The 22,815-nt window shown below is 71.9% G+C and carries 18 protein-coding genes; 13 read left to right on the plus strand and 5 right to left on the minus strand.

Annotated features, from left to right (window positions below):
• Positions 1-197: 197 nt before the first annotated feature.
• Entirely contained in the window at positions 198-2,066 is a 1,869-nt protein-coding gene (typA, locus tag ACFYPM_RS31985) for a translational GTPase TypA (RefSeq protein WP_387205088.1), read from the minus strand.
• A gap of 133 nt (positions 2,067-2,199) precedes the next feature.
• Between typA and ACFYPM_RS31990 the strand changes: the two genes are divergently transcribed.
• Positions 2,200-3,618 (plus strand): DedA family protein, encoded by a 1,419-nt coding sequence (locus ACFYPM_RS31990; protein ID WP_387205091.1) that lies wholly within the window; start codon positions 2,200-2,202, stop codon positions 3,616-3,618.
• A gap of 33 nt (positions 3,619-3,651) precedes the next feature.
• The gene (locus ACFYPM_RS31995) at positions 3,652-4,533 is read left to right on the plus strand and encodes a transglycosylase SLT domain-containing protein (RefSeq protein ID WP_387205094.1); all 882 of its coding nucleotides are present in this window, start codon (positions 3,652-3,654) and stop codon (positions 4,531-4,533) included.
• Between the two features lie 46 nt (positions 4,534-4,579).
• On the opposite strand, the gene ACFYPM_RS32000 is transcribed toward ACFYPM_RS31995, so the two are convergent.
• The gene (locus tag ACFYPM_RS32000) at positions 4,580-6,706 is read right to left on the minus strand and encodes an MMPL family transporter (protein ID WP_387205097.1); all 2,127 of its coding nucleotides are present in this window, start codon (positions 6,704-6,706) and stop codon (positions 4,580-4,582) included.
• Between the two features lie 123 nt (positions 6,707-6,829).
• Between ACFYPM_RS32000 and ACFYPM_RS32005 the strand changes: the two genes are divergently transcribed.
• From ACFYPM_RS32005 to ACFYPM_RS32025, 5 genes are all read left to right on the plus strand, one after another.
• A complete protein-coding gene (locus tag ACFYPM_RS32005) occupies positions 6,830-7,345 on the plus strand; it encodes a MarR family winged helix-turn-helix transcriptional regulator (RefSeq protein WP_387205134.1) in 516 nt (171 codons plus the stop codon).
• 3 nt (positions 7,346-7,348) lie between these two features.
• Complete coding sequence (locus tag ACFYPM_RS32010) at positions 7,349-9,028, plus strand: CocE/NonD family hydrolase (RefSeq protein WP_387205100.1); 1,680 nt, start codon at positions 7,349-7,351, stop codon at positions 9,026-9,028.
• 159 nt (positions 9,029-9,187) lie between these two features.
• Positions 9,188-10,060, plus strand: a complete 873-nt coding sequence (locus tag ACFYPM_RS32015) for a hypothetical protein (protein WP_387205103.1) — start codon at positions 9,188-9,190, stop codon at positions 10,058-10,060.
• 110 nt (positions 10,061-10,170) lie between these two features.
• Complete coding sequence (locus ACFYPM_RS32020; RefSeq protein WP_387205106.1) at positions 10,171-10,746, plus strand: ArsR/SmtB family transcription factor; 576 nt, start codon at positions 10,171-10,173, stop codon at positions 10,744-10,746.
• Complete coding sequence (locus tag ACFYPM_RS32025) at positions 10,743-12,023, plus strand: MFS transporter (RefSeq protein ID WP_387205109.1); 1,281 nt, start codon at positions 10,743-10,745, stop codon at positions 12,021-12,023. The genes ACFYPM_RS32020 and ACFYPM_RS32025 overlap by 4 nt, the downstream gene beginning before the upstream one ends.
• 48 nt (positions 12,024-12,071) lie before the next feature.
• On the opposite strand, the gene ACFYPM_RS32030 is transcribed toward ACFYPM_RS32025, so the two are convergent.
• On the minus strand, positions 12,072-12,275 hold the full coding sequence (locus ACFYPM_RS32030) for a cold-shock protein (protein WP_007462771.1): 204 nt from the start codon (positions 12,273-12,275) through the stop codon (positions 12,072-12,074).
• A 193-nt stretch (positions 12,276-12,468) separates the two neighbouring features.
• On the opposite strand from ACFYPM_RS32030, the gene ACFYPM_RS32035 reads away from it, so the two are divergent.
• A complete protein-coding gene (locus tag ACFYPM_RS32035) occupies positions 12,469-13,152 on the plus strand; it encodes a class I SAM-dependent methyltransferase (RefSeq protein WP_387205112.1) in 684 nt (227 codons plus the stop codon).
• A gap of 102 nt (positions 13,153-13,254) precedes the next feature.
• Positions 13,255-13,863 (plus strand): DedA family protein, encoded by a 609-nt coding sequence (locus tag ACFYPM_RS32040; protein WP_387205114.1) that lies wholly within the window; start codon positions 13,255-13,257, stop codon positions 13,861-13,863.
• 208 nt (positions 13,864-14,071) lie between these two features.
• On the opposite strand, the gene ACFYPM_RS32045 is transcribed toward ACFYPM_RS32040, so the two are convergent.
• Positions 14,072-14,725, minus strand: a complete 654-nt coding sequence (locus ACFYPM_RS32045) for an MBL fold metallo-hydrolase (protein ID WP_387205117.1) — start codon at positions 14,723-14,725, stop codon at positions 14,072-14,074.
• Between the two features lie 7 nt (positions 14,726-14,732).
• Positions 14,733-15,449, minus strand: coding sequence for a maleylpyruvate isomerase family mycothiol-dependent enzyme (locus ACFYPM_RS32050; protein WP_387205120.1), 717 nt, complete (start codon positions 15,447-15,449; stop codon positions 14,733-14,735).
• Positions 15,450-15,628: 179 nt separating this feature from the next.
• Between ACFYPM_RS32050 and rsgA the strand changes: the two genes are divergently transcribed.
• From rsgA to uvrC, 4 genes are all read left to right on the plus strand, one after another.
• Positions 15,629-16,699, plus strand: coding sequence for a ribosome small subunit-dependent GTPase A (rsgA, locus tag ACFYPM_RS32055; RefSeq protein WP_387205123.1), 1,071 nt, complete (start codon positions 15,629-15,631; stop codon positions 16,697-16,699).
• A gap of 239 nt (positions 16,700-16,938) precedes the next feature.
• Positions 16,939-19,884, plus strand: coding sequence for an excinuclease ABC subunit UvrA (gene uvrA, locus ACFYPM_RS32060; RefSeq protein ID WP_387205126.1), 2,946 nt, complete (start codon positions 16,939-16,941; stop codon positions 19,882-19,884).
• Positions 19,885-20,111: 227 nt separating this feature from the next.
• Positions 20,112-20,597, plus strand: a complete 486-nt coding sequence (locus ACFYPM_RS32065) for a Rieske (2Fe-2S) protein (protein WP_387205128.1) — start codon at positions 20,112-20,114, stop codon at positions 20,595-20,597.
• Positions 20,598-20,753: 156 nt separating this feature from the next.
• On the plus strand, positions 20,754-22,815 hold a 2,062-nt coding region (gene uvrC, locus ACFYPM_RS32070), incomplete at its 3' end, for an excinuclease ABC subunit UvrC (protein ID WP_387205131.1).

The following is a 22,815-nucleotide window of genomic DNA, read 5'->3' on the forward strand; positions in this document are numbered from 1 at the left end:
CGGTCGAGGCGATCAGCATGCAGGGTGTCACGCACAACCTGCCGGTCGACGCCGCGCAGGTCATCCGCTTCTTCGGGCTGGACGGCAGCACGCCGGCCCCCCCCCCCCCCCCCCCCCCCCCCCCGCGGGCCCCCCCCCCCCCCCCCCCCCCCCCCCCCCCCCCCCCCCCCCCCGCCCGGTGTCGGGTGCTGGTGCGGTCAGCCGGCGTGCTTGCGGCGGGCGGTGGCCCGGCCCCGCTGCTGCTGGTCGAGCACCACCTTGCGGATCCGGACCGTGGCCGGGGTGACCTCGACGCACTCGTCCTCGCGGCAGAACTCCAGGGCCTGCTCCAGCGTGAGCTTGCGCGGCGGGACCAGCTTCTCGGTCTCGTCGGAGGTCGACTGCCGCATGTTGGTGAGCTTCTTCTCCTTGGTGATGTTGACGTCCATGTCGTCGGAGCGGGAATTCTCCCCGACGATCATGCCCTCGTACACCTCGGTGGTCGGCTCGACGAAGAGCTGACCGCGCTCCTGCAGGTTGGTCATCGCGAAGGCGGTGACCGCGCCGGCCCGGTCGGCGACCAGGGAGCCGTTGTTGCGGGTCCGCAGCTCACCGAACCACGGCTCGTAGGACTCGAAGACGTGGTGCAGGATGCCGGTGCCCCGGGTGTCGGTGAGGAACTCGGTGCGGAAGCCGATCAGGCCCCGCGCCGGGACCAGCCACTCCATCCGGATCCAGCCGGTGCCGTGGTTGACCAACTGCTCCATCCGGCCCTTGCGGGTCGCGAGGAGCTGGGTGATCGCGCCCAGGTATTCCTCCGGGGCGTCGATGGTCAGCCGCTCGACCGGCTCGCAGGTCTTGCCGTCGATCTCCTTGGTCACGACCTGCGGCTTGCCGACGGTCAGCTCGTAGCTCTCGCGGCGCATCTGCTCGACCAGGATGGCCAGCGCCAGCTCACCACGGCCCTGCACCTCCCAGGCGTCCGGCCGCTCGGTGGGCAGGACCCGCAGGGACACGTTGCCGACCAGTTCCTTGTCGAGGCGGTCCTTGACCATCCGGGCGGTGACCTTGGCGCCCTTGACCCGGCCGACCAGCGGCGAGGTGTTGGTGCCGATTGTCATCGAGATGGCCGGCTCGTCGACGGTGATCAGCGGCAGCGCGACCGGGTTCTCCGCGTCGGCGAGCGTCTCGCCGATCATGATCTCGGGGATGCCGGCGACCGCGATGATGTCGCCCGGCCCGGCGGTCTCGGCCGGCTTGCGCTCCAGGCCCTCGGTCATCAGCATCTCGGAGATGCGGACCCGCTGGGTGCTGCCGTCGGTGCGGCACCAGGCCACCGTCTGGCCCTTGTTGATCGTGCCCTGCCGGACCCGGCAGAGCGCCAGCCGGCCGAGGAACGGCGAGGCGTCGAGGTTGGTGACGTGCGCCTGCAGGGGAGCGCCCTCGTCGTACGAGGGCGGCGGGATGTAGTCCAGCAGGGTGCGGAACAGTGGCTCCAGGGAGGTGCTGTCGTCCGGCACCGAACCGTCGGCGGGCTGGGTCAGCGAGGCGATGCCGTCGCGGGCGCAGGCGTAGACGATCGGGAAGTCGATCTGCTCCTCGTCGGCGTCCAGGTCGAGGAAGAGCTCGTAGGTGTCGTCCACGACCTCCTTGATCCGGGCGTCCGGACGGTCCACCTTGTTGATCACCAGGATGATCGGCATCCGGGCCCGCAGCGCCTTGCGCAGCACGAAGCGGGTCTGCGGCAGCGGGCCTTCGCTGGCGTCGACGAGCAGCACCACGCCGTCGACCATGGTCAGGCCGCGCTCGACCTCGCCACCGAAGTCGGCGTGGCCGGGGGTGTCGATGATGTTGATGGTGACCGGGTCGGAGCCGTCCGCCGGCAGGTAGTGCACGCCGGTGTTCTTGGCCAGGATCGTGATGCCCTTTTCCCGCTCCAGGTCCCCGGAGTCCATCACCCGCTCGGTGTTCTCGCCGCGTGCGCCGTACGCGCCGGCCTGCCGCAACATGGCGTCGACCAGGGTGGTCTTGCCGTGGTCGACGTGAGCGATAATGGCGACGTTGCGGAGGTCGGTGCGAAGCTGCATACCCTCTATCCTTCCGCCTGCGCTCGCGCAGGCCGCGTCGGGGTCACCCCCAGGTGCCCCTGATCTATGGTGAAACTGCTGTCCGGGTGGTTCCCCCGGCTGGCATGCTGACTCCCGTGTTCCGGGGGCCTGAGTGCACGACCTGCTGACCTGGGTGCAGAGTCTGCCCGCCCTCTGGATCTACCTGGTCGCCGCGCTGATCGTGGCGGGCGAGACCGCGGTGATCTTCGGCCTGCTCGTGCCGGGTGAGGCTACCCTGCTGCTCGTCGGCTTCCTCACCTACAACGGTACCCTGCGGCTCGGACCGGCGTTGCTCGCGATGATCGTCGCGGCGGTCCTCGGCGACGGGCTGGCCTTCCGCGCGGGCCGGCGCTACGGGCCCCGGCTGCGCGCCGGGCTGGGTCAACGGGTCGGTCCCGAGCGGTGGGCCAGGGCCGATGCCATGCTCGCCCGGCTCGGTGGGCGGGGTGTGTTCGCGGCCCGCTGGGTGGCCTTCGCCCGCACCCTGGTGCCCCGGCTGGCCGGCGCGGCCGGCATGCCGTACCGGCGGTTCGCACCGTGGAACCTGGCCGGGGCGGCGACCTGGGTGGGCGGCTCGGTCCTGCTCGGTCACCTCGCGGGTGAGTCGTACGACACGGTCTCCCGGCTGCTCGGCCGGGCCACCGGTGTGGCGCTGCTGCTGCTGGCCGGTCTGCTGGGCGTCGTGCTGGTCGGCCGGTGGCTGGGTCGCAATCCCGACCCGGTCCGCGCGCTGCTGTCCCGGGCCGGCGCGTTACCTCCGGTGCGGTGGCTCACCGCCCGCTACGGGGTGCTGTTCTTCCTGGTGGCCATGCGGATCGGGCCGGCCTGGACGCTGCTGCTCAATCTGGCCGCCGGGCTCCTGCTGCTTTTCGCCGCCGGGCTCGCCATCGCCGGCCTGCTCGCCGTGGTGATCCGCAACAGTGGGCTGGCCGCGCTCGACGACGCCATCGCGGCGTGGTTCGCCGCCCGGCGTACCCCCGACGCCGCCGAGGCCACCATGGTCGTGGTGTCGGCGGTGCGAGGCTCGGTGTTGATCACCCTGGTGGGGTTGGTGGCAGCGGTGCTGGCGTGGCGTAGCCGACCATGGCGGGCGGACCTGCTCAGCGTGGTCGGCACGGCCGGTGCGTTCGTGCCGCTTGTGGTGCTGGCCGTGGCCGCCGAGCTGACAGGTGCGCACGGCGCCACACCCGATGGCGGTGACGTGGCCGCACTCTCGACCCAGAACGCCGTGGCCGCGGCGAGCTTCTGCACCCTGGCCTGGCTGGTGTCGCGCAGTGCCCGCTGGCCGGCGGCGGTGGCCGCGTGGACGACCGCCGCCGCGGGGGTGCTCGGGATCGGCGGTGCACGGCTCTACCTCGGCCTGGACACGGCGAGCGGGACCGCCGCGGCGGTGCTGCTCGGGGTGCTCTGGACTGTGGTGTTCATGGTCGCCTGGGCCACCCGGGACCGGGCCGTCGGTGATCTCGAACAGCCGGACGACCAGGTGCGCACGCCGCCGCAGGGGCATCGACGCCCGGTGGAACCCTGTTAGGGTGCGACCACTGTCACACGGGGGAGCATGGAAATGGTTCGATGGATAAGGCGGCTGGGCGCTGCCGCGCTCGCCGGGCTGCTGTTGTCAAGCGTGCTGGTCGGGTGCGCCGGCGAGGGGAAGAGTCCGCAGGACCAGACCGCTCCGGTCGCGCTCGCCGACACGCCGTTGGAGGCCCCCACCGACGAGGCCGGCGCGGAGCCGAGCCCCTCGGTGAGCGCCGTGGCGTCATTGGGTGCCGCGCCGAGCCGCCGCGCGTCCCCATCCCCGACCGCGAAGCCGAAGAAGAAGCCGACCCGCACGGCCCCGAAGCCGCTCGCGGTGGCGAAACCGCCCACCGAGACCGTGGTCCCGCCGGCGCCGCCGAAGCCGGCGCCGAGCTCCTGCAAGCCGACCTACCGGGGCACCGAGGTGGCCCAGGCCGAGGTGAAGGCGGCGCTGACCGAGGCGGCCGGCCGTTCCTACTGGCCGGTCTCCGCGCCGGGCATCAAGATTCCACTTGACCTGCTCAAGGCCACCGCGTGGCAGGAGAGCGGCTGGCAGTCCAACATCTACGCCTGCGACGGCGGCGTGGGGTTGATGCAGGTGATGCCGGGCACCGCGACCTGGATGAACCAGCGGTTCGAGCAGAGCTACGAGATCGACGACTACGGGGACAACGCCACCCTGGGGGCCACCTACCTGGCCTGGGTCACGAAGTACATCGGCGACATGTACTTCGAGTCCGACTTCCGGCTCGACCCGGCGCTGTGCGGGGCCGAGCTGAATTCCTGCCTGCTCAACGCGGTCATCGCCGCGTACAACGCCGGACACAGCGCGGTGGCGCAGGAGGGCGAGCCCCTGGCCATCCCCAACCCGTCGTACGTGCGCAACGTGCGGGCGCTGATGACCGAGTGCGTCTGCCTGGGCTACTGATCTCGACGGGGCCGCGCCGGTGTCGCCACGGCCCCGCGGGTGTCGGTCAGTCGCGGGCGGCGACCGACTCCGGCGACGCCGGGCTGTCCGCCGGGTGCTCAGGGGTGATCCGTCCGGGCCACCAGAAGCGGTCTCCGAGCAGGAACGCCAGCGCCGGCACGAGGACGGTGCGCACCAGCAGGGTGTCGAGCAGCACGCCGATGCAGACGATGATGCCGATCTGGGTCAGCGTGATCAGTGGCAGCACGCCGAGCACGGCGAAGACCGCGGCGAGCAGCACTCCGGCGCTGGTGATCACCCCGCCGGTGACCCGCAGGGCGGAGAGCATCCCGTCGCGGGTGCCCGTGCCGCGCGCGTCCTCCCGGGCACGGGTGACCAGGAAGATGTTGTAGTCCACCCCGAGCGCCACCAGGAACACGAAGGCGAGCAGCAGCACACCGCTGTCCAGTGCGGGGAAGCCCAGCACGTGGTCGAAGAGCAGCCACGCCGCGCCGAGGCTGGCGAAGAAGGACGCGATCACGGTGAGCACCAGCAGCAGCGGAGCCAGCAGGCCGCGGAGCAGCAGCACGAGCACGGCACCGACGAGCAACAGGATGATCGGCAGGATCAGTCGCAGGTCGCGGTCGTTGGCCTCGTCGGAGTCGTAGCTGGCGGCCACGGAGCCGCCGACGATCGCCCCGGACGGCGCGTCGGCGCCGGCCGCGGCCGGCGGAGCGGAACCGGGGACGGCGGCGACCGCCTCGCGCAGGGCCTCGATGGCGCGGTCCGAGGCGGTGGTGCCGGGTTCGGCGTCCAGGATGACGTCGACCTGGGCGACGGCGTCACCGGCGTCGCCGGGGCGTGCCGAGGCGACCCCGGGCACGGCGGTGGCGGCCTCGGTGACCGCCCGCGCCGCCGCCGGGTTGGTGAGCACGGCCACCGGCTGGGTGCTGCCGGCGGGGAACGCGCGGGCCAGGGTCTGCGCCCCGGTCACCGCCTCGGGCTCGGCCCGGAACTGTTCGGTCTCGGACAGCCCGGTGCGGATCCCGAGCCCGCCCAGCGCCAGACCGCCGAGCAGCAGGGTGGCCAGCACCGCGACCACCACCGGGCGGCGTTGCACGGCGGTGCCGAGCCGGCCCCAGAGCCGTCCCTCCCGGACCGGGCCACCGACGCGGGGCACGAACGGCCAGAACAGGCCGCGGCCGAGGAGCACCAGCACGGCGGGGAGCACGAACAGCGCCGAGAGCATGGCGAAGACCACACCGGTGGCGCAGGCCACGGCGAGCGCGCGGTTGGTCTCCTGCTCGCTGAGCAGCAGGGTGAGGACGCCGAGCACCACGGTGCCGCCGCTGGCGAGGATCGGCTCGGCGGTCCGGCGCAACGCGGCGCGCATCGCCGCGTACCGGTCCTGCTCGTGCCCCAGCTCCTCGCGGTAGCGGGCGATGAGCAGTAGCGCGTAGTCGGTGGCGGCGCCGAAGACCAGCACACTGGCGATGCCGGTGACCTGGCCCGGCTGGAGGTTGATGCCGACGGCCGGCACGATGGCGTCGACCGCGCGCAGGGTGAGCTGCTCGGTCGCGGCGACCACGACAAGTGGCACCACCCACAGGAACGGGCTGCGGTAGGTGATCAGCAACAGCAGCGCCACCACGGCGGCGGTCACCGCGAGCAGGGTGACGTCGGCCCCCTCGAACACCGAGGACAGGTCGGCGGTGAAGGCCGGGGCGCCGGTCACCTCGGCGTTCAGCCCGCCGGGCAGGTCGCCCAGCGCGGCGCGCAGCTGATCGACTGTGCCGGTGACCTCGTCCTGGCCACCGCTGGTGTCGACGGGCACGGCGACAAGCGCGACCGCCCCGTCCGGGGAGAGCTGCGGGGGACTGACCTGTCCACCCACCGCGAAGCGGCTCAGGTCGCCGGCGCGGGCGGTGACGGCGGCCCGGTCGGCCTCGCTCAGCGCGCCGCCGTCACCTCGACTCACCACCACGATGGCCGGCTGGACCTCGCTGGACGGCAACTGCTCCTGGAGGCGTTCCACCTGGGTCGACTGCCACTGCGCGGACAGGCCGGTGGCGGAGACCGGCGCCGGGTTGTCCGGTTGGGGCGTCCCGAAGACGACCGCGCCGACGACGATCGCCGCGGCCACGGTGAGCCAGGCGGCCAGCCGGCCGCGCGCGACCCTGGTGAACACAGACATCAGATGACCCCAAAGTCTTTCGGAAGCCGAGTATCTTGATAGCCGAGATTATCGAGGGCTGTTCTATGCTGCAACCCGGGAGACCGACGACGGGAAGAGCGACGCGAGGTGGCGACTCACGGCATGTACCGGCGGCGCGACACGCGCCGCGAGCAGCTCGTCGCGGAGATCACCAACAACCTCCGGCGGTACGCCGTGGACGCCCAGCAGGTCGGCCACGCCTTCGCCAACCTGCACGGCCTCAACCCGACCGACCTCCAGGCCCTGATCGCGGTGATGGACGCCGAGTTGCTCGGTGACCCGATCACCCCCGGCCGCCTCGGTGAGCAGCTCAACCTCTCCTCCGGTTCGGTCACCGCCCTCATCGACCGGTTGGAGCGGGCCGGTCACATCCGCCGGGACCGGGACACCGTCGACCGGCGCAAGGTGCTGCTGCACTACGCCGACCAGGGAGCGGCCCTGGCCATGCGGTTCTTCCAGCCGCTGGGCGCGCGTACCGACACGGTGATGGCCCGCTTCGACGACGACGAGTTGGAGGTCGTGCACCGGTTCATGGCGCAGATGAGCGAGTCGCTGCGGGGGCACCGGGACGCGGTGCGCGCCGGCCGGCCCGAATCGCCCCGCCCGACGACGGGCTGAGCCGTGCCGGACCGGCTGGTCACCCGCCTCGCCACCGCGCTGCGGTTGCCACCGATCCGTCCCGGGCCGGTGCGGGTCACCCGTGACATCCCGGTCCGGACCCGCGACGGTGTGGTGCTGCGGACCGATCACTACGCCCCGGCGGTGCGGGACGCGCCGACCGTCCTGATCCGCACCCCGTACGGGCGGGGCGGACCGCTGCGACTGCTCGGCCGGCTGCTCGCCGCGCGGGGACGGCACGCGGTGATCCAGGACTGTCGGGGCACCGGAGGGTCCGGCGGCACGTTCGCGCCGCTGGTGCACGAGCGCGACGACGGAGTCAACACCCTGGACTGGCTGCGTCGCCAGCCCTGGTGGTCCGGGAAGCTCGGCCTGTTCGGGATCAGCTACCAGGGTTTTGCGCAGTGGGCGCTGGCCGCCGACGCCGGCGACGAGTTGCGCGCGATGGTCGCGGTGGTGACCGCCTCGGCCACCCGGGACTCGACGTACGCGGGGGAGTCCTTCGCCCTGGACACCGTGCTGACCTGGGCGGAGCTGCTGCACGCGCAGACCGTGCCGTGGCTGACCCGGCAGTGGGAGCTCAAGCGGGGCCAGCCCCGGCTGGCCGCAGCGCTGGCGCACCTGCCGCTCGCGGATGCCGACCGCGTGGCCACCGGCGTGACCATCCCGTTCTTTCAGGAGTGGCTGCGCCACCACACCCCGGAGGCGGCGTACTGGCGCGAGCGCGTCTTCGCCGACCGGGTGGCCCGGGTGCGGGCGCCGGTGGTCATGGTGACCGGTTGGCACGACATCTTCCTGCCCGCCCAACTCGACGACCACGCCACCCTGCGCGCCGCCGGCACGCGGCCACGCCTCGTGATCGGCCCCTGGACACACGGCAGCCCCGGGCTCTTCGTGGCTGCCGTGCGGGAGGGGTTGGCCTGGCTCGACGAGCACCTGACGGCGGCGCCCCCGGCCGGCCGGCGTTCGCGCCGCGCCGCATCCGCACCGGTCCGGCTGTACGTGGGCGGTCCCGGCGGCGGCTGGCGGGACCTGCCGGACTGGCCACCTTCGACGGTCGAGACCGCCTGGCACCTGCATCCGGGAGGTGAGCTGGCCCTCCGCCCGCCGCTCGCGTCGGCGCCGGACGAGTTCCGGTACGACCCGGCCGACCCCACCCCGTCGCTGGGTGGGCCGCTGCTGGTCGCCAAGCGAGCCGGTCCGGTGGACAACCGGCAGGTTGAAGCCCGCCCCGACGTGCTGACCTACACCAGCGCCCCGCTGACCGGGCCGGTCGAGGTGATCGGCCCGGTACGCGCCGAGATCCACCTCCGCGGTGAGCTGCCCTACCTGGACGTCTTCGTGCGGCTGTGCGACGTGGACCGCCGGGGTCGCTCGTGGAACGTGTGCGACGGTCTGGTGCGGGTGACCCCCGACCGCTTCCCGGCCGACGCCTCCGGAGCGCTGCGGATTCCGGTGCCGCTCTGGCCGACCGCGCACCGGTTCGCCGCCGCACACCGGCTGCGGGTGCAGGTCAGCGGTGGCGCCCATCCGCGCTGGGCGCGCAACCCCGGCACCGGGGAACCTCTCGGCACGGCGGTCACGCTGCGTGCCGGCTGGCGGCAGGTTCTGCATGACCCGGCTCACCCCTCAGCGTTGCTCCTGCCGATCGTCCACTCTGCCCCGGCACAACCTCCAATTTGAACAGAGCCCACCTGAGCTGGGCATTTACCGGAAGTGCGGGCTATGGTTGAGTCAACGCCCGGCGCCGTGCACCAGTAGACCGGGCTCGTCCGAAGCCCAGCACCGCATACACGGTGTGACGTCGTGCCCGGTCCCCGCCCCATTCGAGAGGGGGACCCCATGACCCGGGCCCCGGCTAATCTGTTGGCCCTCCGAACCCTGCTCCTCACTCACCTCGACAACGCTCCCGGCCCGGACGACCTGGATCCGGCGGAGGTTGGCATCGTCGGCGACCCGGCCCACCGCGGCGGCTACCACTGCGGATCCGACCGGGTGGTCACCAACGACTACTCGGTGGTCGAGTCACCCCGGGATCGGGCCGGACTGACCCTCGACGCGGCGGCGCTGGACGTCGGCGGGTTCGAGGTCGGCTCCGGTGGCCGTACGCACACCCTGGCCAGCTTCTCGGCCTGGTGCGTGGCCCAGTGCGCCGCGAACGCGGCCGACACCCGGGACATCCGCGAGATCATCTACAGCCTCGACGGCAGCACCGTGAAGCGGTGGGACCGCCTCGGCAAGCGCAGCACCGGCGACAGCTCACACCGCTGGCACACCCACTTCAGCTTTTTCCGTGACGCCATCAAGGCCGGCCGCGACCAACGGCCGTTGTTCCGCCGCTACCTCAGTTCCATCGGACTCCTGGAGGACGACGACATGACCCCCGAAGAGCACAACTGGCTGGCTACCGTCCACAAGAACCTCACCGTGCTGGACGGTCGCTACCCGATCGGACAGATCTACACCCGGATGGCGGAGGGCCGGGACGAGACCGGCGCCCCGGTGACCGGCAACTGGAACCTGCAGGCGATGACGAAGCAACTGACCGCCCTGCAAACCACGCTCAACGCACTGGCCGGGAAGGACTTCACCGACGAGACGGCGATCATCGAGGGCGTCCTGACCGGGCTCACGCCGGAGAAGATCGCCGCGGCGATTCCGCCCACCATCGCCAAGCAGGTCGCCGACGAGCTGTCCCGCCGGCTGGTCGCCTGAGCGAGGGGCGGCCCGTCCCCGCCGGGTCGCCCCTCCCCGTCCGTCCATCCGCAACAACCATTGCGCAACAGGCATTGCGCAACAGGTGTTGCGGATGCCATCCTGGGGGCATGGAGACCCCCGACGTACGCCACGTCACCGACTCGCGGGTGCTGGCCGCCATGGCCCACCCACTGCGTCGCCGGCTGATGGACGTGCTCAAGGTGCACGGCCCCTCGACCGTCGGCCTGCTCGCCGAACGCACCGACCAGGCGCCGGCGAACGTCAGCCACCACCTCAAGGTCCTCGCCGCCGCGGACCTGGTCACCGAGGCTCCCGAGTTGGCCCGCGACCGACGCGAGCGGTGGTGGCGGCTGGTCACCCGAGGGGTGCGCTGGTCCAACAGCGACTTCGACGCCGACCCGGCCGCCCGAGCGGTCGCCGACGCCGCCACCTCGCTCAACCTGGACCGGCACGTCGCCCTGGCCCGGGCCTGGCACACCGCCGACGACGCGGCGCACGCCACCTGGCAGGACGGCCCGTTCTCCACCGACAGGTGGTTGCACCTCACCCCCGACGAACTGTTCGAGCTGAGCCAGGAGGTGGCGGACCTGCTGGCCCGGTGGGCCGACCGGCCGCCGTCCGAGGACGGCCGCGAACGGCAGCCCGTGTTCGTGTTCGCCCACGGCATTCCGGCCCGACCGTGACCGCGGCCACCCGGACCGGCCCGGATCCGGTCCGCCGAACGGGCGGGCTGCTGCGGCATCGGGACTTCCGGCTGCTCTGGGCCGGTCAGGCGGTCAGCAGCGTCGGCAGCAACGTCACCACCGTCGCGTTGCCGCTGGTCGCGGTCGCCGTCCTGGACGCCGGCACCTTCCAGGTGGCGGTGCTGACCGCCGCCGCCTGGCTACCCTGGCTGTTGATCGGCCTGCCGGCCGGCGCGTGGGTGGACCGGCTGCCCCGCCGGTCGGTGATGGTGGTGTGCGACCTGTTCTGCGCACTGGCCTTCCTCAGCATCCCACTGGCTGCCGTGCTGGACGGGCTCACCGTGGCGCACCTACTCGTGGTCGCCCTCAGCGCCGGCACCGCGCGGGTCTTCTTCGAAACCGCCGACCAGGTGTACCTGCCGGTGCTGCTGCGACCCGAGCAACTGCCGGAGGGCAACGCGAAACTCGAGACGACCCAGACCGTCAGCTACGTCGTCGGGCCCGGCCTCGCCGGCCTGATCGCGCAACTCGTCGGCGCCGTCGTCGCGCTGGTGCTGGACGCGCTCACGTTCCTGCTCTCCGCCGTCCTGCTGCTGCGGATCCGCACCGTCGAACCGCGAGTACGCCGGGCGGACCGGTCCCGCTCACTGCGCCGGGACATCGCCGAGGGGCTGCGCTTCGTCGCCCGCGACCCATACCTGCGGGTGCTGGCGGTCTTCGGCGCGGCCAGCAACATCGGGCTGATCGGCTACCAGGCCGTCCTGGTGGTCTTCCTGGTCCGTGAGTTGCGTCTCGCACCGGGTCTGGTGGGCGTGCTGATCGCCGTGATGAGCGCCGGAGGGATCATCGGGGCGCTGCTCGCCACCACGCTGGGCCGCCGCTGCGGCACCGCGCGGACGGTGCTGATCGCCGCGGTGCTCACCGGCCCGCCGGCCCTGCTCATCCCACTCGCCGCACCGGGCATCGGGCTGGTCTGGCCGGCCCTCGGCGGGGTGCTGATCGGCCTCGGGGTGGCCATCGGCAACGTGGTCAAGGGTGCCTTCCGCCAGACCTACACGCCGCACCACCTGCTGGGCCGGGTAACGGTCAGCATGCATCTGCTCAACTACGGCACGATGCCGCTGGCCGCCGTGCTCGCGGGAGCCCTCGGCGCGCGCTACGGCGTCGGGAAAGCAATATTCGTGATGACCGCCTGGTTGGCGGTCACCCCGTCGATTCTGTTGATCGGGCCGATCCGGAGGCGGCGGGACCTGCCCGCCGCCCCGGCGGCGTCTTGAGTGCGCTGCGACGGCGGCCGGAGACCGGCCGCCGTCACCGGCACGGAGCTACATCGGGCGGACGTTGTCCGCCTGCGGACCCTTCTGCCCCTGGGTCACCTCGAACTCGACCTTCTGGCCCTCGTTGAGCTCCCGGTAGCCGCTCGAGGCGATGGCGGAGTAGTGGACGAACACGTCCGGCCCTCCACCGTCCTGCTCGATGAAACCGAAGCCCTTTTCCGAGTTGAACCACTTAACCGTGCCGGTTGCCATGCGTCTCTCCCTGTTCAAAGCGGCTGACCCTCGGCCTCTGGCCGATGATCGCCCGTACCTGTCCGACAGTAACGGGCGAAACGCCAATCCGCTGGCCGAAGTGCCGTAGGTCTTTGGGCGAAGTCGGGTGAACTCTGCGCGGCGGCACGTGAAACCTGCCCCGACCGCCCGTCGCTGCGGCATGCTTGCGCCGATGAGGGGTGCCGCAGCCGACGTGCTGACCGAGCTGGAGCGCGAGATCGACGCGCCCGGCGCCGGCCTGGACCGGCTCCGGTTGGTGCCCACCCCGTTCGTCCCCGAGGTGCGGCTGCACCTGGCCGAGGACGCGATCGTCTATTGGGCTCGGCTGGAGGCGGCCGCCGGGCACGCCCTGCCGGCCCCGTACTGGGCGTCCGCCTGGGCTGGCGGCCAGGCCCTGGCCCGCCACCTCCTGGACCACCCGGAGCTGGCCGCCGGTCGTCGGGTGCTCGACCTCGCCGCCGGATCGGGACTGGTGGCCATCGCCGCCGCGCTGGCCGGTGCCGCGGAAGTGGTCGCCAACGACATCGACCCGTACGCCGTGGCCGCCGTCACCCTCAACGCGCGGGCCAACCGGGTCGCCGTCGACGTCACCGGGGAAGACCTGCTCGACGGCACCGACGTGGAGGCCGATCTGGTGGTCGCCGGCGACGTGTTCTACGACCGCGCGATGGCCGACCGGATGCTGCCCTTCCTGCAGAGGGTCGCCGCCCGGGGCGCCGACGTGCTGGTCGGTGACCCCGGCCGGGGGCACCTACCGGCGGATCGCCTGACGGTCCTGGCCGACTATCCGGTGCCCACCACCGAACCCTCGGTCGACTCGTCGTTGCGCCGGGTGCAGGTGCTGCGACCCGGCTGAGCGCGGACACCGCCTCAGGGACGACCCCGAGACCGATACCAGGGGGGCCTGGGGGCTGGAACCGGATGTCCGACCCGGTGCGGCGGCCATAGCGTACGAGGCATGACGCAATGGCTGGCACAGGTCGGAGAACTACCGGTTCTGCTGCTGATGGGTGTGCTCGGCCTCGTCATGCTCTTCGACGCCGTACCCCTGCTGGGTGTTCTGGTCCCCGGCGACGTGGCGATCCTGGCCGCCGTCGGGGTGGGCCGCCCGACCACCGGGCTGGCGACCTTCACCGCGGTGTTGGTCGGCTGCCTGGCCGGCTGGTCACTGAGCTTCTTGATCGGCCGTCTCTACTCCGAGCGGCTGCGACACAGCCGGATCGGCGGCTGGATCGGTGAGCCGCGCTGGGCAGCCGCGGAGGGGATCCTGCGGCGCGGTGGCGGTCGGATGATGGTCGTCGCGCCGTTCCTGCCCGTGTTCAACGCGCTGCTTCCGCTGGCCGCCGGCGGGCTCCGGATGTCGTACCGGCGATTCCTCGGCTGCGCGGCGCTCGGCGCCGCCGCCTGGGCCGGTCTCTACCTCGCGCTGGGCACCGCGTCCCGGTCGCTGGCCGGGCTGCTGCCGGGGCACCCCAGCCCGCTGTTGGTGACCATGGGAGTCGGAGTGGTGCTGGCCTCCGTCGTGCTGCTGGGGGCGCGGCGGCGGTTGTTCGCTGTGACTGGCTGAAGTTGGTCGCGGCTGGGGGCGGGGTCGGTGGTTGCGGTTGGGGGGCGGGGCCTGCCGTGCCCGGCTCCGGGCGGTCAGGCTTGATCCCTGCGCCGGGCACGGCAGGCCCCGCCCCCGTTGTGGGCGCGGCTCGTGCGAGCGCGCCGCCGCCGTCGGGGGTTGAGATCTTGGTGGTCTTTGGTCAGCGTTTGGTTCTCTGGGTGGGCTGTTACCAGCCTCTTGCTTTCCACTGGGGGAGGGCTGGGCGCTCGGCTCCCAGGGTGCTGTCCTTGCCGTGGCCGGGGTAGAACCAGGTGTCGTCCGGGAGTTGATCGAACAGCTTGTGCTCGACGTCGTCGATCAGCGCGGCGAAGCGCTCCGGGTCCCTGTCCGTGTTTCCCACCCCACCTGGGAAAAGGCTGTCGCCAGTCCACAGGTGCGGGGTGCCGGCCGGGTCGCGGTAGAGCAGGGCGATCGAGCCCGGGGTGTGCCCCTTGAGGTGGATGACCTCCAACGCGCAGTCGCCGACCGACACGGTGTCGCCGTCGCCGAGGCGCTCCGCCTCGATCGGGAGCCCGGACGCGTCGTCGGCGTGCACCAGCGCCCGCGCGCCGGTCTTGGCGACCACCTCCTCCAGGGCCACCCAGTGGTCCATGTGCTGGTGCGTCGTCACCACGGCGGTGAGCCCACCGTCGCCGATCAGCTCCAGCAACCGGGGCGCCTCGTTGGCGGCGTCGATCAGCACCTGGTCACCGGTGCCCGTGCAGCGCAGCAGGTACGCGTTGTTGTCCATCGGACCCACCGACAGCTTGCTGATGGTCAGCCCGTCCAGCTCGCGTACCGCCGGCGCGCCGCCGTGGGTGACGTCTCCGCTATATGTCATGACGCTTCTATATCCATTCCGGTGGAGTAGGCAGAGGGCCGTCGGGAGTGACGGAGAGCGGGCCGCCGTCGGCACGGCCGATCAGCCAGGCGGCGAGGTCGGGCACGGCACCGGCGACGACCGGGGCGCCGACGCGGTCCCCGATCACCACCTCGTGCCCGCTGCCGTCCGGGCGTAGCACCAACGACGGCGGCGTCGGACCCGTCGAGTGATGGCTGGCGGCCTCCCGCAGCAGCCGGAGGGCGAACGTCTCCGACCAGTCCGCGGGTCGGTAGTCGGCGGCCAGGTCGAGGTGGTGCACCTCGATCTCGCGTAGCCGACCCCACACGAGCAGCGCGGCCGGCCAGGGTCCCCTACGCGCCTGCACCGTCGCCGCCCAGGCCTGCGCGGGCATCGCCGCGACCGCCTCGGCGAACAGGTCGGCGGTACGCCGCAGATCGTCCAGGTGCTCGCTGGATGGCCGACCCGAGCCGGACTCGATGTCGGTGGTGCGGGCCGCCAGCGAGGCGTACATCGGCAGTGCCTCGCCGGTGCGGGCCGATGTGAGCAGGTTGACGAAACCGTCGGCGTTGCGCGCCAGATGGCTCAGCACGTGGCCGCGCGTCCAGCCCGGCAGCAGCGACGCGGCGGCCAGGTCCGCGGCGTCGAACGACGCTGCGGTACGCAGGAGCCGGCTGGTGGCCGCGTCCACCTCACCCATCAGCAGGAGCGGATCCGTGGTCACCCGTCGACCCTAGCGGTCCGCCGGCCGCGCCGTCGCCGGGGAAATCGCTTTCGGCGTGCCGGCGGGCGACCTACCGTCAGCGGCAGACGCGGCACCGGGACATCGGACGGAGGTGGTGATCATGCCGGACGTGGCACGCGTGTTCCGCCATCACCTGCTCCGACACCGATGAGGATGCCATGACGATCGATCTGACCGCGCTCGGCTGGGATGCCGAGCGGGCGACGTACGCCGCGCGACGCGGCGAGCACCACCCGGGCCGCGTGGCCCGGGTCGACCGGGGGGTCTGCACGGTGCTCACGGCGGCCGGCCCGGTCCGGGCCAGCCTGGGCGGCGGGGTGCTGGCCGCCGCCGCCCGGGATCCGTCGGCGCTGCCCTGCGCCGGAGACTGGGTGCTGCTCACCCACTGGCCGGACCGCCGCGTCACCGCGGAGGCGGTACTGCCGCGGCGGGGCGCGCTGATCCGCCGTACCGCCGGCAAGGACGCCAGCGGCCAGGTGCTGGCCGCCAACCTGGACGCGGCCGCCGTGGTGGAGCCGGTGCACCCCGAGCCGGACGTGGGCCGCATCGAGCGACTGCTCGCCCTGGCCCACGAGTCCGGTGCCCGGCCACTTGTCGTGCTGACGAAGGCCGACCTCGCGGCCGATCCGGCCGCGTTGGCCCGCCAGCTTGCCGCGGTCGCCCCCGGGGTGCCGGTGCTGCCGGTCAGCGCCGAACGTGGCGTCGGGCTGGACCCGCTGCGCGCCGAGGTGACGCCAGGCCGCACGCTCGGTCTGCTCGGGCCCTCCGGTGCCGGCAAGTCGAGCTTGGTCAACGCCCTGGTCGGGGCGGTGATGATGCCCACACAGGCGATCCGGCGCGTCGACGGCAAGGGTCGACACACCACCACCTGGCGGGCTCTCGTACCGATCCCCGGTGGCGGTGCCGTGATCGACACGCCCGGGGTGCGCGCGGTGGGCCTGCTCGACGGCGCGGTCGGGCTCGACCGGGCGTTCGCGGACATCGCCGGTCTGGCGCAGGGCTGCCGGTACGCCGACTGCGGCCACGACGGCGAGCCCGCCTGCGCGGTCCGCGAGGCGCTGCAGACCGGCGAACTCCCCACCCGGCGGTGGGAGAGCTGGCGGCGGCTGCAGGGTGAGGTGGCCCAGGAGGGTCGACGGCGCGAGGCGCGGGTGGCGGCGGAGCGGCGCGGTGGGTGGCGTTCGGCTCGGCGACGGGCTGCCCGGCCTCCGACGCCGGGCGGGTTCTGACCGGCGGGGTGTGGGCGGCGTCTGCGGGCGGTGCGCGGCGGCCGTGTGCGTCCGGCGTGGTGGAGGCTGGGCTCGGTGCGGCCGACCGGGCTGAGCTGGGGGAATGTGCGGGCGGGGGAAACTGTCGTACCTCGGGGCTAGAGTTGCCGAGGCGTGATTTCCGCGCCCGCACGACCGCTCAGATCATCCCAGAGCGGGACAGATCCTTCGCTTCGTCTTCTCCCGGGAGTACACGTACCGTGGCCGACCGACTGATCATCCGTGGCGCACGCGAGCACAACCTGCGTGACGTCAGTCTCGACCTGCCCCGGGACGCACTCATCGTGTTCACCGGGCTGTCCGGGTCGGGCAAGTCGAGCCTGGCCTTCGACACGATCTTCGCCGAGGGGCAGCGCCGCTACGTCGAGTCGCTCTCGTCGTACGCCCGGCAGTTCCTCGGCCAGATGGACAAGCCAGACGTCGACTTCATCGAGGGCCTGAGCCCCGCCGTCTCCATCGACCAGAAGTCCACCTCGCGCAATCCGCGGTCGACCGTCGGCACCATCACCGAGGTCTACGACTACCTGCGCCTGCTCTACGCCCGCATCGGCGAGCCGCACTGCCCGGTCTGTGGCGAGCGGATCTCCCGGCAGAGCCCCCAGCAGATCGTCGACCGGGTCCTCGCGATGGCCGAGGGCACCAAGTTCATGGTGCTCGCCCCGGTGATCCGTGGGCGCAAGGGCGAGTACGTCGACCTCTTCGCCGAGTTGCAGGCCAAGGGCTACGCCCGGGCCCGGGTCGACGGCGTGGTGCACCCGCTGACCGAGCCGCCGAAGCTCAAGAAGCAGGAGAAGCACACCATCGAGGTGGTGATCGACCGCCTCACCGTCAAGGCGAGCGCCAAGCAGCGGCTGACCGACTCGGTCGAGGCCGCCCTCGGCCTGTCCAGTGGTCTGGTGCTGCTCGACTTCGTCGACCTGGCGGAGGACGACCCGGACCGGGAGCGCCGCTACTCCGAGCACCTGGCCTGCCCCAACGACCACCCGCTGGCCATCGAGGATCTCGAGCCCCGGGTCTTCTCCTTCAACGCCCCCTACGGCGCCTGCCCGGAGTGCACCGGCCTGGGCACCAAGAAGGAGGTCGACCCGGAGCTGCTGGTCCCCGATCCGGAGCGCAGCCTGCGCGAGGGCGCCGTCCAGCCCTGGGCCACCGGGCACAACCTGGAATACTTCCTGCGCCTGCTGGAGGCGCTCGGCGAGGCCCAGCACTTCGACGTCGACACCCCGTGGCGGGCGTTGCCGGCGCGGGCGCAGAAGACCATCCTGCACGGCTCCGACGACCAGGTGCACGTGCGTTACCGCAACAAGTACGGCCGGGAGCGCTCCTACTACACCGGCTTCGAGGGTGTGATGCAGTGGATCGAGCGGCGGCACTCCGACACCGAGTCCGAGTCGTCCCGCGACAAGTACGAGGGCTACATGCGCGACGTGCCGTGTGCGGCGTGCGGCGGCGCCCGGCTCAAGCCCGAGGTGCTCGCGGTCACCCTCGCGGGCAAGAGCATCGCCGAGGTCTGCAACCTGTCCGTGGGGGAGTGCGCCGACCTGCTCGCCGGCATCGAGCTGACCGACCGGCAGAAGCTGATCGCCGAGCGGGTCCTCAAGGAGATCAACGCCCGGCTGCGGTTCCTGCTCGACGTCGGCCTGGACTACCTCTCCCTGGACCGCCCGGCCGGCACACTCTCCGGCGGCGAGGCACAGCGCATCCGGCTGGCCACCCAGATCGGCTCCGGCCTGGTGGGCGTGCTCTACGTGCTCGACGAGCCGTCGATCGGGCTGCACCAGCGCGACAACCACCGGTTGATCGAGACCCTGATCCGGCTGCGCGGCCTGGGCAACACGCTGATCGTGGTGGAGCACGACGAGGACACGATCCGCACCGCCGACTGGATCGTCGACATCGGGCCCGGCGCGGGTGAGCACGGCGGCAAGATCGTGCACAGCGGCTCGGTCCCCGCACTGCTGAAGAACAAGGAGTCGATCACCGGGGCGTACCTGTCCGGGCGTCGGTCGATCCCGACACCGTCCACCCGCCGCTTGCAGGACCCGGGCCGGGAGCTGGTGGTGCACGGCGCGCGGGAGCACAACCTGCGCAACCTGACCGTCCCGTTCCCGCTGGGCCAGCTCATCGCGGTCACCGGGGTCAGTGGTTCGGGCAAGTCGACGCTGGTCAACGACATCCTGTACGCGGTGCTGGCCAACCAGATCAACGGCGCCCGGATGGTGCCCGGCCGGCACACCCGGGTCTCCGGTCTGGAGCACGTGGACAAGGTCGTCGGCGTGGACCAGTCGCCGATCGGCCGGACGCCGCGCTCCAACCCGGCCACCTACACCGGCGTCTGGGACCACGTCCGCAAGCTCTTCGCCGAGACCACCGAGGCGAAGGTCCGCGGGTACGGCCCGGGTCGGTTCTCCTTCAACGTCAAGGGCGGGCGTTGCGAGGCCTGCTCCGGCGACGGCACGATCAAGATCGAGATGAACTTCCTGCCCGACGTGTACGTCCCCTGCGAGGTCTGCAAGGGTGCCCGGTACAACCGGGAGACCCTGGAGGTGCACTACAAGGGCAAGACCGTCTCGGACGTGCTGGAGATGCCGATCGAGGAGGCCGCCGAGTTCTTCTCCGCCATCCCGCCCATCCACCGGCACCTCAAGACCCTTGTCGACGTGGGCCTGGGCTACGTCCGCCTTGGTCAACCCGCGCCGACCCTGTCCGGCGGCGAGGCGCAGCGGGTCAAGCTCGCCTCCGAGCTGCAGAAGCGCTCCACCGGGCGGACGGTCTACGTGCTCGACGAGCCGACCACCGGTCTGCACTTCGAGGACATCCGCAAGCTCCTGATGGTGCTGGAGGGGCTGGTCGACAAGGGCAACACGGTGATCACGATCGAGCACAACCTCGACGTGATCAAGACGGCCGACTGGCTGATCGACATGGGTCCGGAGGGCGGCCACCGGGGCGGCACCGTGCTCGCCACCGGCACCCCCGAAGAGGTCGCCGAGGTGGCCGAGAGCCACACCGGCGAGTTCCTGCGCCAGGTGCTCAAGCTCGACGGCAAGGCCAAGGGTGCGGCCGCTGCCACCACCCGGGCCGCCAAGTCCAACGGGGTTACCAAGGCGCGGGCCAGGCGTAAGGTGCCCGCCGCCGCACGGTGACCTCCACCTGCCAGAGTCCGGCGCGCGCGGGGCGTTCGGTCGGGTCGCCTGCGGCGGTCCCGACCGGCGTCGCGCTGCCCGTGCCGGCGAGACCTGATCGGTCGAGGGCTGCCCCGTCCCATTTCCGGTTCGGACGGATGCCGCGGTGAACCATCCGGCACAGTTGCTCGTGTGGACAAGGTGTGGCCGGCTCTTGACCGGCGCGGCGGGCTAGAGAGAGGCGAGGCATGAGTGACGATCAGGCGCTGACCGGTCCGGGTACGCAGACACGGCGCGCCCTGCTCACCGGCGTCGGGGCGGTCGGCGCGGCCGTCGTCCTGGCGGCCTGCGGCAGTGACGACGGCGACAGTGGCAGCGATGCCCCCACCAGTGGTGGCCCGGCGGTGCCCAGCAGCGGTGACGCCGGCGGCGGCGACCGGCAGGGTGCCCAGTCCCTGGCGACCACGGCCGACATCCCGGTCGGTGGCGGCAAGGTCCTCGCCGCCGAGGGTGTGGTCATCACCCAGCCGGTGGCCGGCCAGTTCAAGGGCTTCAGCCCGATCTGCACCCACCAGAACTGCCCGGTGACGAACGTCGACGGCGGCACCATCAACTGCACGTGCCACGGCAGTAAGTTCTCGATCCAGGACGGCTCGGTGAAGGCCGGCCCGGCCACCAAGCCGCTGCCACCCAGGGACATCAAGGTCACCGGAGACCAGATCTCGCTGGCCTGACGGTTCGGGGGCGCGACCAGCGCGCCTCCGCCACCTATCGACTCGCGTTTCGGAAAGTCGGGGTGTCCGCGTCCAGCCGACACCCCGACTTCCCGGAAACCGAGTGGATCTAGCGCCGGCAACGGGCTGTCGGTGGTGCGGACTAGGCTTGTTGACGTGGCTGACCCCTCGACCTACCGTCCCGCACCCGGCACCATCCCGGAGTCACCGGGGGTCTACCGCTTCCGCGACGGGACCGGCCGGGTGATCTACGTCGGCAAGGCCAAGAACCTGCGCAGCCGGCTCAACTCCTACTTCGGCGACGTCTGGAATCTGCACGAGCGCACCCGGCAGATGGTCACCACCGCCGAGTCGGTGGACTGGATCATCGTCGGCACCGAGGTCGAGGCGCTCCAGCACGAGTTCACCTGGATCAAGCAGTACGACCCTCGGTTCAACGTCCGCTACCGCGACGACAAGTCGTACCCCTATCTGGCCGTGACCCTCAACGAGGAATACCCACGGCTACAGGTCATGCGCGGCGCCAAGCGCAAGGGGGTGCGCTACTTCGGTCCGTATTCGCACGCCTGGGCCATCCGCGAGACCCTCGACCTGCTGCTCCGGGTGTTCCCCGCCCGGACGTGCTCGGCCGGCGTGTTCAAACGCGCCGGCCAGGTCGGCCGTCCCTGCCTCCTCGGCTACATCGGCAAGTGCTCGGCGCCGTGCGTCGGCACCGTCTCCGCCGACGAACACCGCGCGATCGTCGACGGGTTCTGCGACTTCATGGCCGGGCGCACCGACACCATGGTCCGCAAGATCGAGCGCGAGATGACCGAGGCGAGCGAGCAACTGGAGTTCGAGCGCGCCGCCCGGCTGCGGGACGACGTGGCCGCGCTCCGCCGGGCCATGGAGAAGCAGACAGTGGTGCTGGGCGACGGCACCGACGCCGACGTGGTCGCGTTCGCCGACGATCCGCTTGAGGCGGCCGTGCAGGTCTTCCACGTCCGCGACGGCCGGGTCCGCGGCCAGCGAGGGTGGGTGGTGGAGAAGACCGAGGATCTGACCACCGGCGACCTGGTGCACCACTTCTGCACCCAGGTGTACGGGGGCGAGCAGGGCGAGGCCGACGTGCCCCGGGAGTTGCTGGTGCCCGAGTTGCCCGCCGACGCCGACGCGCTGGCGGAGTGGCTCTCCGAGCACCGGGGCAGCCGGGTGTCGCTGCGGGTGCCGCAGCGCGGCGACAAGCGCTCACTCATGGAGACGGTGGAGCGCAACGCGAAGGACGCGCTGGCCCGGCACAAGCTGAAGCGTTCCGGTGACCTGACCACCCGGGGCAAGGCGTTGGACGAGATCAGCGAGGCGCTGGGCATGCGCACCTCGCCGCTGCGCATCGAGTGTTTCGACATCTCCCAGATCCAGGGCACCGACGTGGTCGCCAGCATGGTGGTCTTCGAGGACGGGTTGCCCCGCAAGAGCGAGTACCGGCGGTTCATCGTCCGGGGCGCCACCGACGACCTGTCCGCCATGTCCGAGGTCCTCCGCCGCCGCTTCGCCCGATACCTGGACGCGAGGGCCGAGACGGGCGAGGTGGGGGTGGAGTCGGCCGACGACCCGGCCGCCCCGGAGGATGCGGTGGAGCCCCAGGTCGGCGTTCTGATCGATCCGACCACCGGCCGGCCGCGGAAGTTCGCGTACCCGCCGCAGTTGGTGGTCGTCGACGGTGGCGCTCCACAGGTCGCGGCCGCCGCGCAGGCCCTCGCCGACCTGGGCATCGACGACGTGGCGCTCTGCGGCCTGGCCAAGCGGTTGGAGGAGGTCTGGCTCCCGGACGACGAACTGCCGGTCATCCTGCCGCGCACCTCGGAGGGGCTCTATCTGCTGCAACGGGTCCGTGACGAGGCCCACCGGTTCGCCATCACCTTCCATCGGCAGCGCCGATCCAAGCGGATGACCGAGTCGGCACTGGACCACGTGCCCGGCCTCGGGGAGGTGCGGCGCAAGGCGCTGCTGCGCCATTTCGGGTCGCTCAAGCGGCTCTCCGCCGCAACGGTCGAGGAGATCATCGAGGTGCCCGGGGTGGGTCGACGCACCGCCGAGGCGATCCTGGCCGCCCTCGACAAGGACACGACGCCCGTCGACAGGGACACGACGCCCGTCGACAGGGACACGACGCCCGTCGACAGGGACACGACGCCCGTCGACAGGGACACGACGCCCGTCGACAGGGACACGACGCCCG

This window comes from Micromonospora sp. NPDC005203, assembly GCF_042872705.1.
Classification (GTDB): domain Bacteria; phylum Actinomycetota; class Actinomycetes; order Mycobacteriales; family Micromonosporaceae; genus Micromonospora.

Coding starts and splice junctions, on each gene's coding strand:
- typA (WP_387205088.1), bottom strand. CDS start 2,066: ATGCAGCTTCGCACCGACCTCCGCAACGTCGCCATTATCGCTCACGTC.
- ACFYPM_RS31995 (WP_387205094.1), top strand. CDS start 3,652: ATGGTTCGATGGATAAGGCGGCTGGGCGCTGCCGCGCTCGCCGGGCTG.
- ACFYPM_RS32000 (WP_387205097.1), bottom strand. CDS start 6,706: ATGTCTGTGTTCACCAGGGTCGCGCGCGGCCGGCTGGCCGCCTGGCTC.
- ACFYPM_RS32005 (WP_387205134.1), top strand. CDS start 6,830: ATGTACCGGCGGCGCGACACGCGCCGCGAGCAGCTCGTCGCGGAGATC.
- ACFYPM_RS32015 (WP_387205103.1), top strand. CDS start 9,188: ATGACCCGGGCCCCGGCTAATCTGTTGGCCCTCCGAACCCTGCTCCTC.
- ACFYPM_RS32020 (WP_387205106.1), top strand. CDS start 10,171: ATGGAGACCCCCGACGTACGCCACGTCACCGACTCGCGGGTGCTGGCC.
- ACFYPM_RS32030 (WP_007462771.1), bottom strand. CDS start 12,275: ATGGCAACCGGCACGGTTAAGTGGTTCAACTCGGAAAAGGGCTTCGGT.
- ACFYPM_RS32035 (WP_387205112.1), top strand. CDS start 12,469: ATGAGGGGTGCCGCAGCCGACGTGCTGACCGAGCTGGAGCGCGAGATC.
- ACFYPM_RS32040 (WP_387205114.1), top strand. CDS start 13,255: ATGACGCAATGGCTGGCACAGGTCGGAGAACTACCGGTTCTGCTGCTG.
- ACFYPM_RS32045 (WP_387205117.1), bottom strand. CDS start 14,725: ATGACATATAGCGGAGACGTCACCCACGGCGGCGCGCCGGCGGTACGC.
- rsgA (WP_387205123.1), top strand. CDS start 15,629: ATGACGATCGATCTGACCGCGCTCGGCTGGGATGCCGAGCGGGCGACG.
- ACFYPM_RS32065 (WP_387205128.1), top strand. CDS start 20,112: ATGAGTGACGATCAGGCGCTGACCGGTCCGGGTACGCAGACACGGCGC.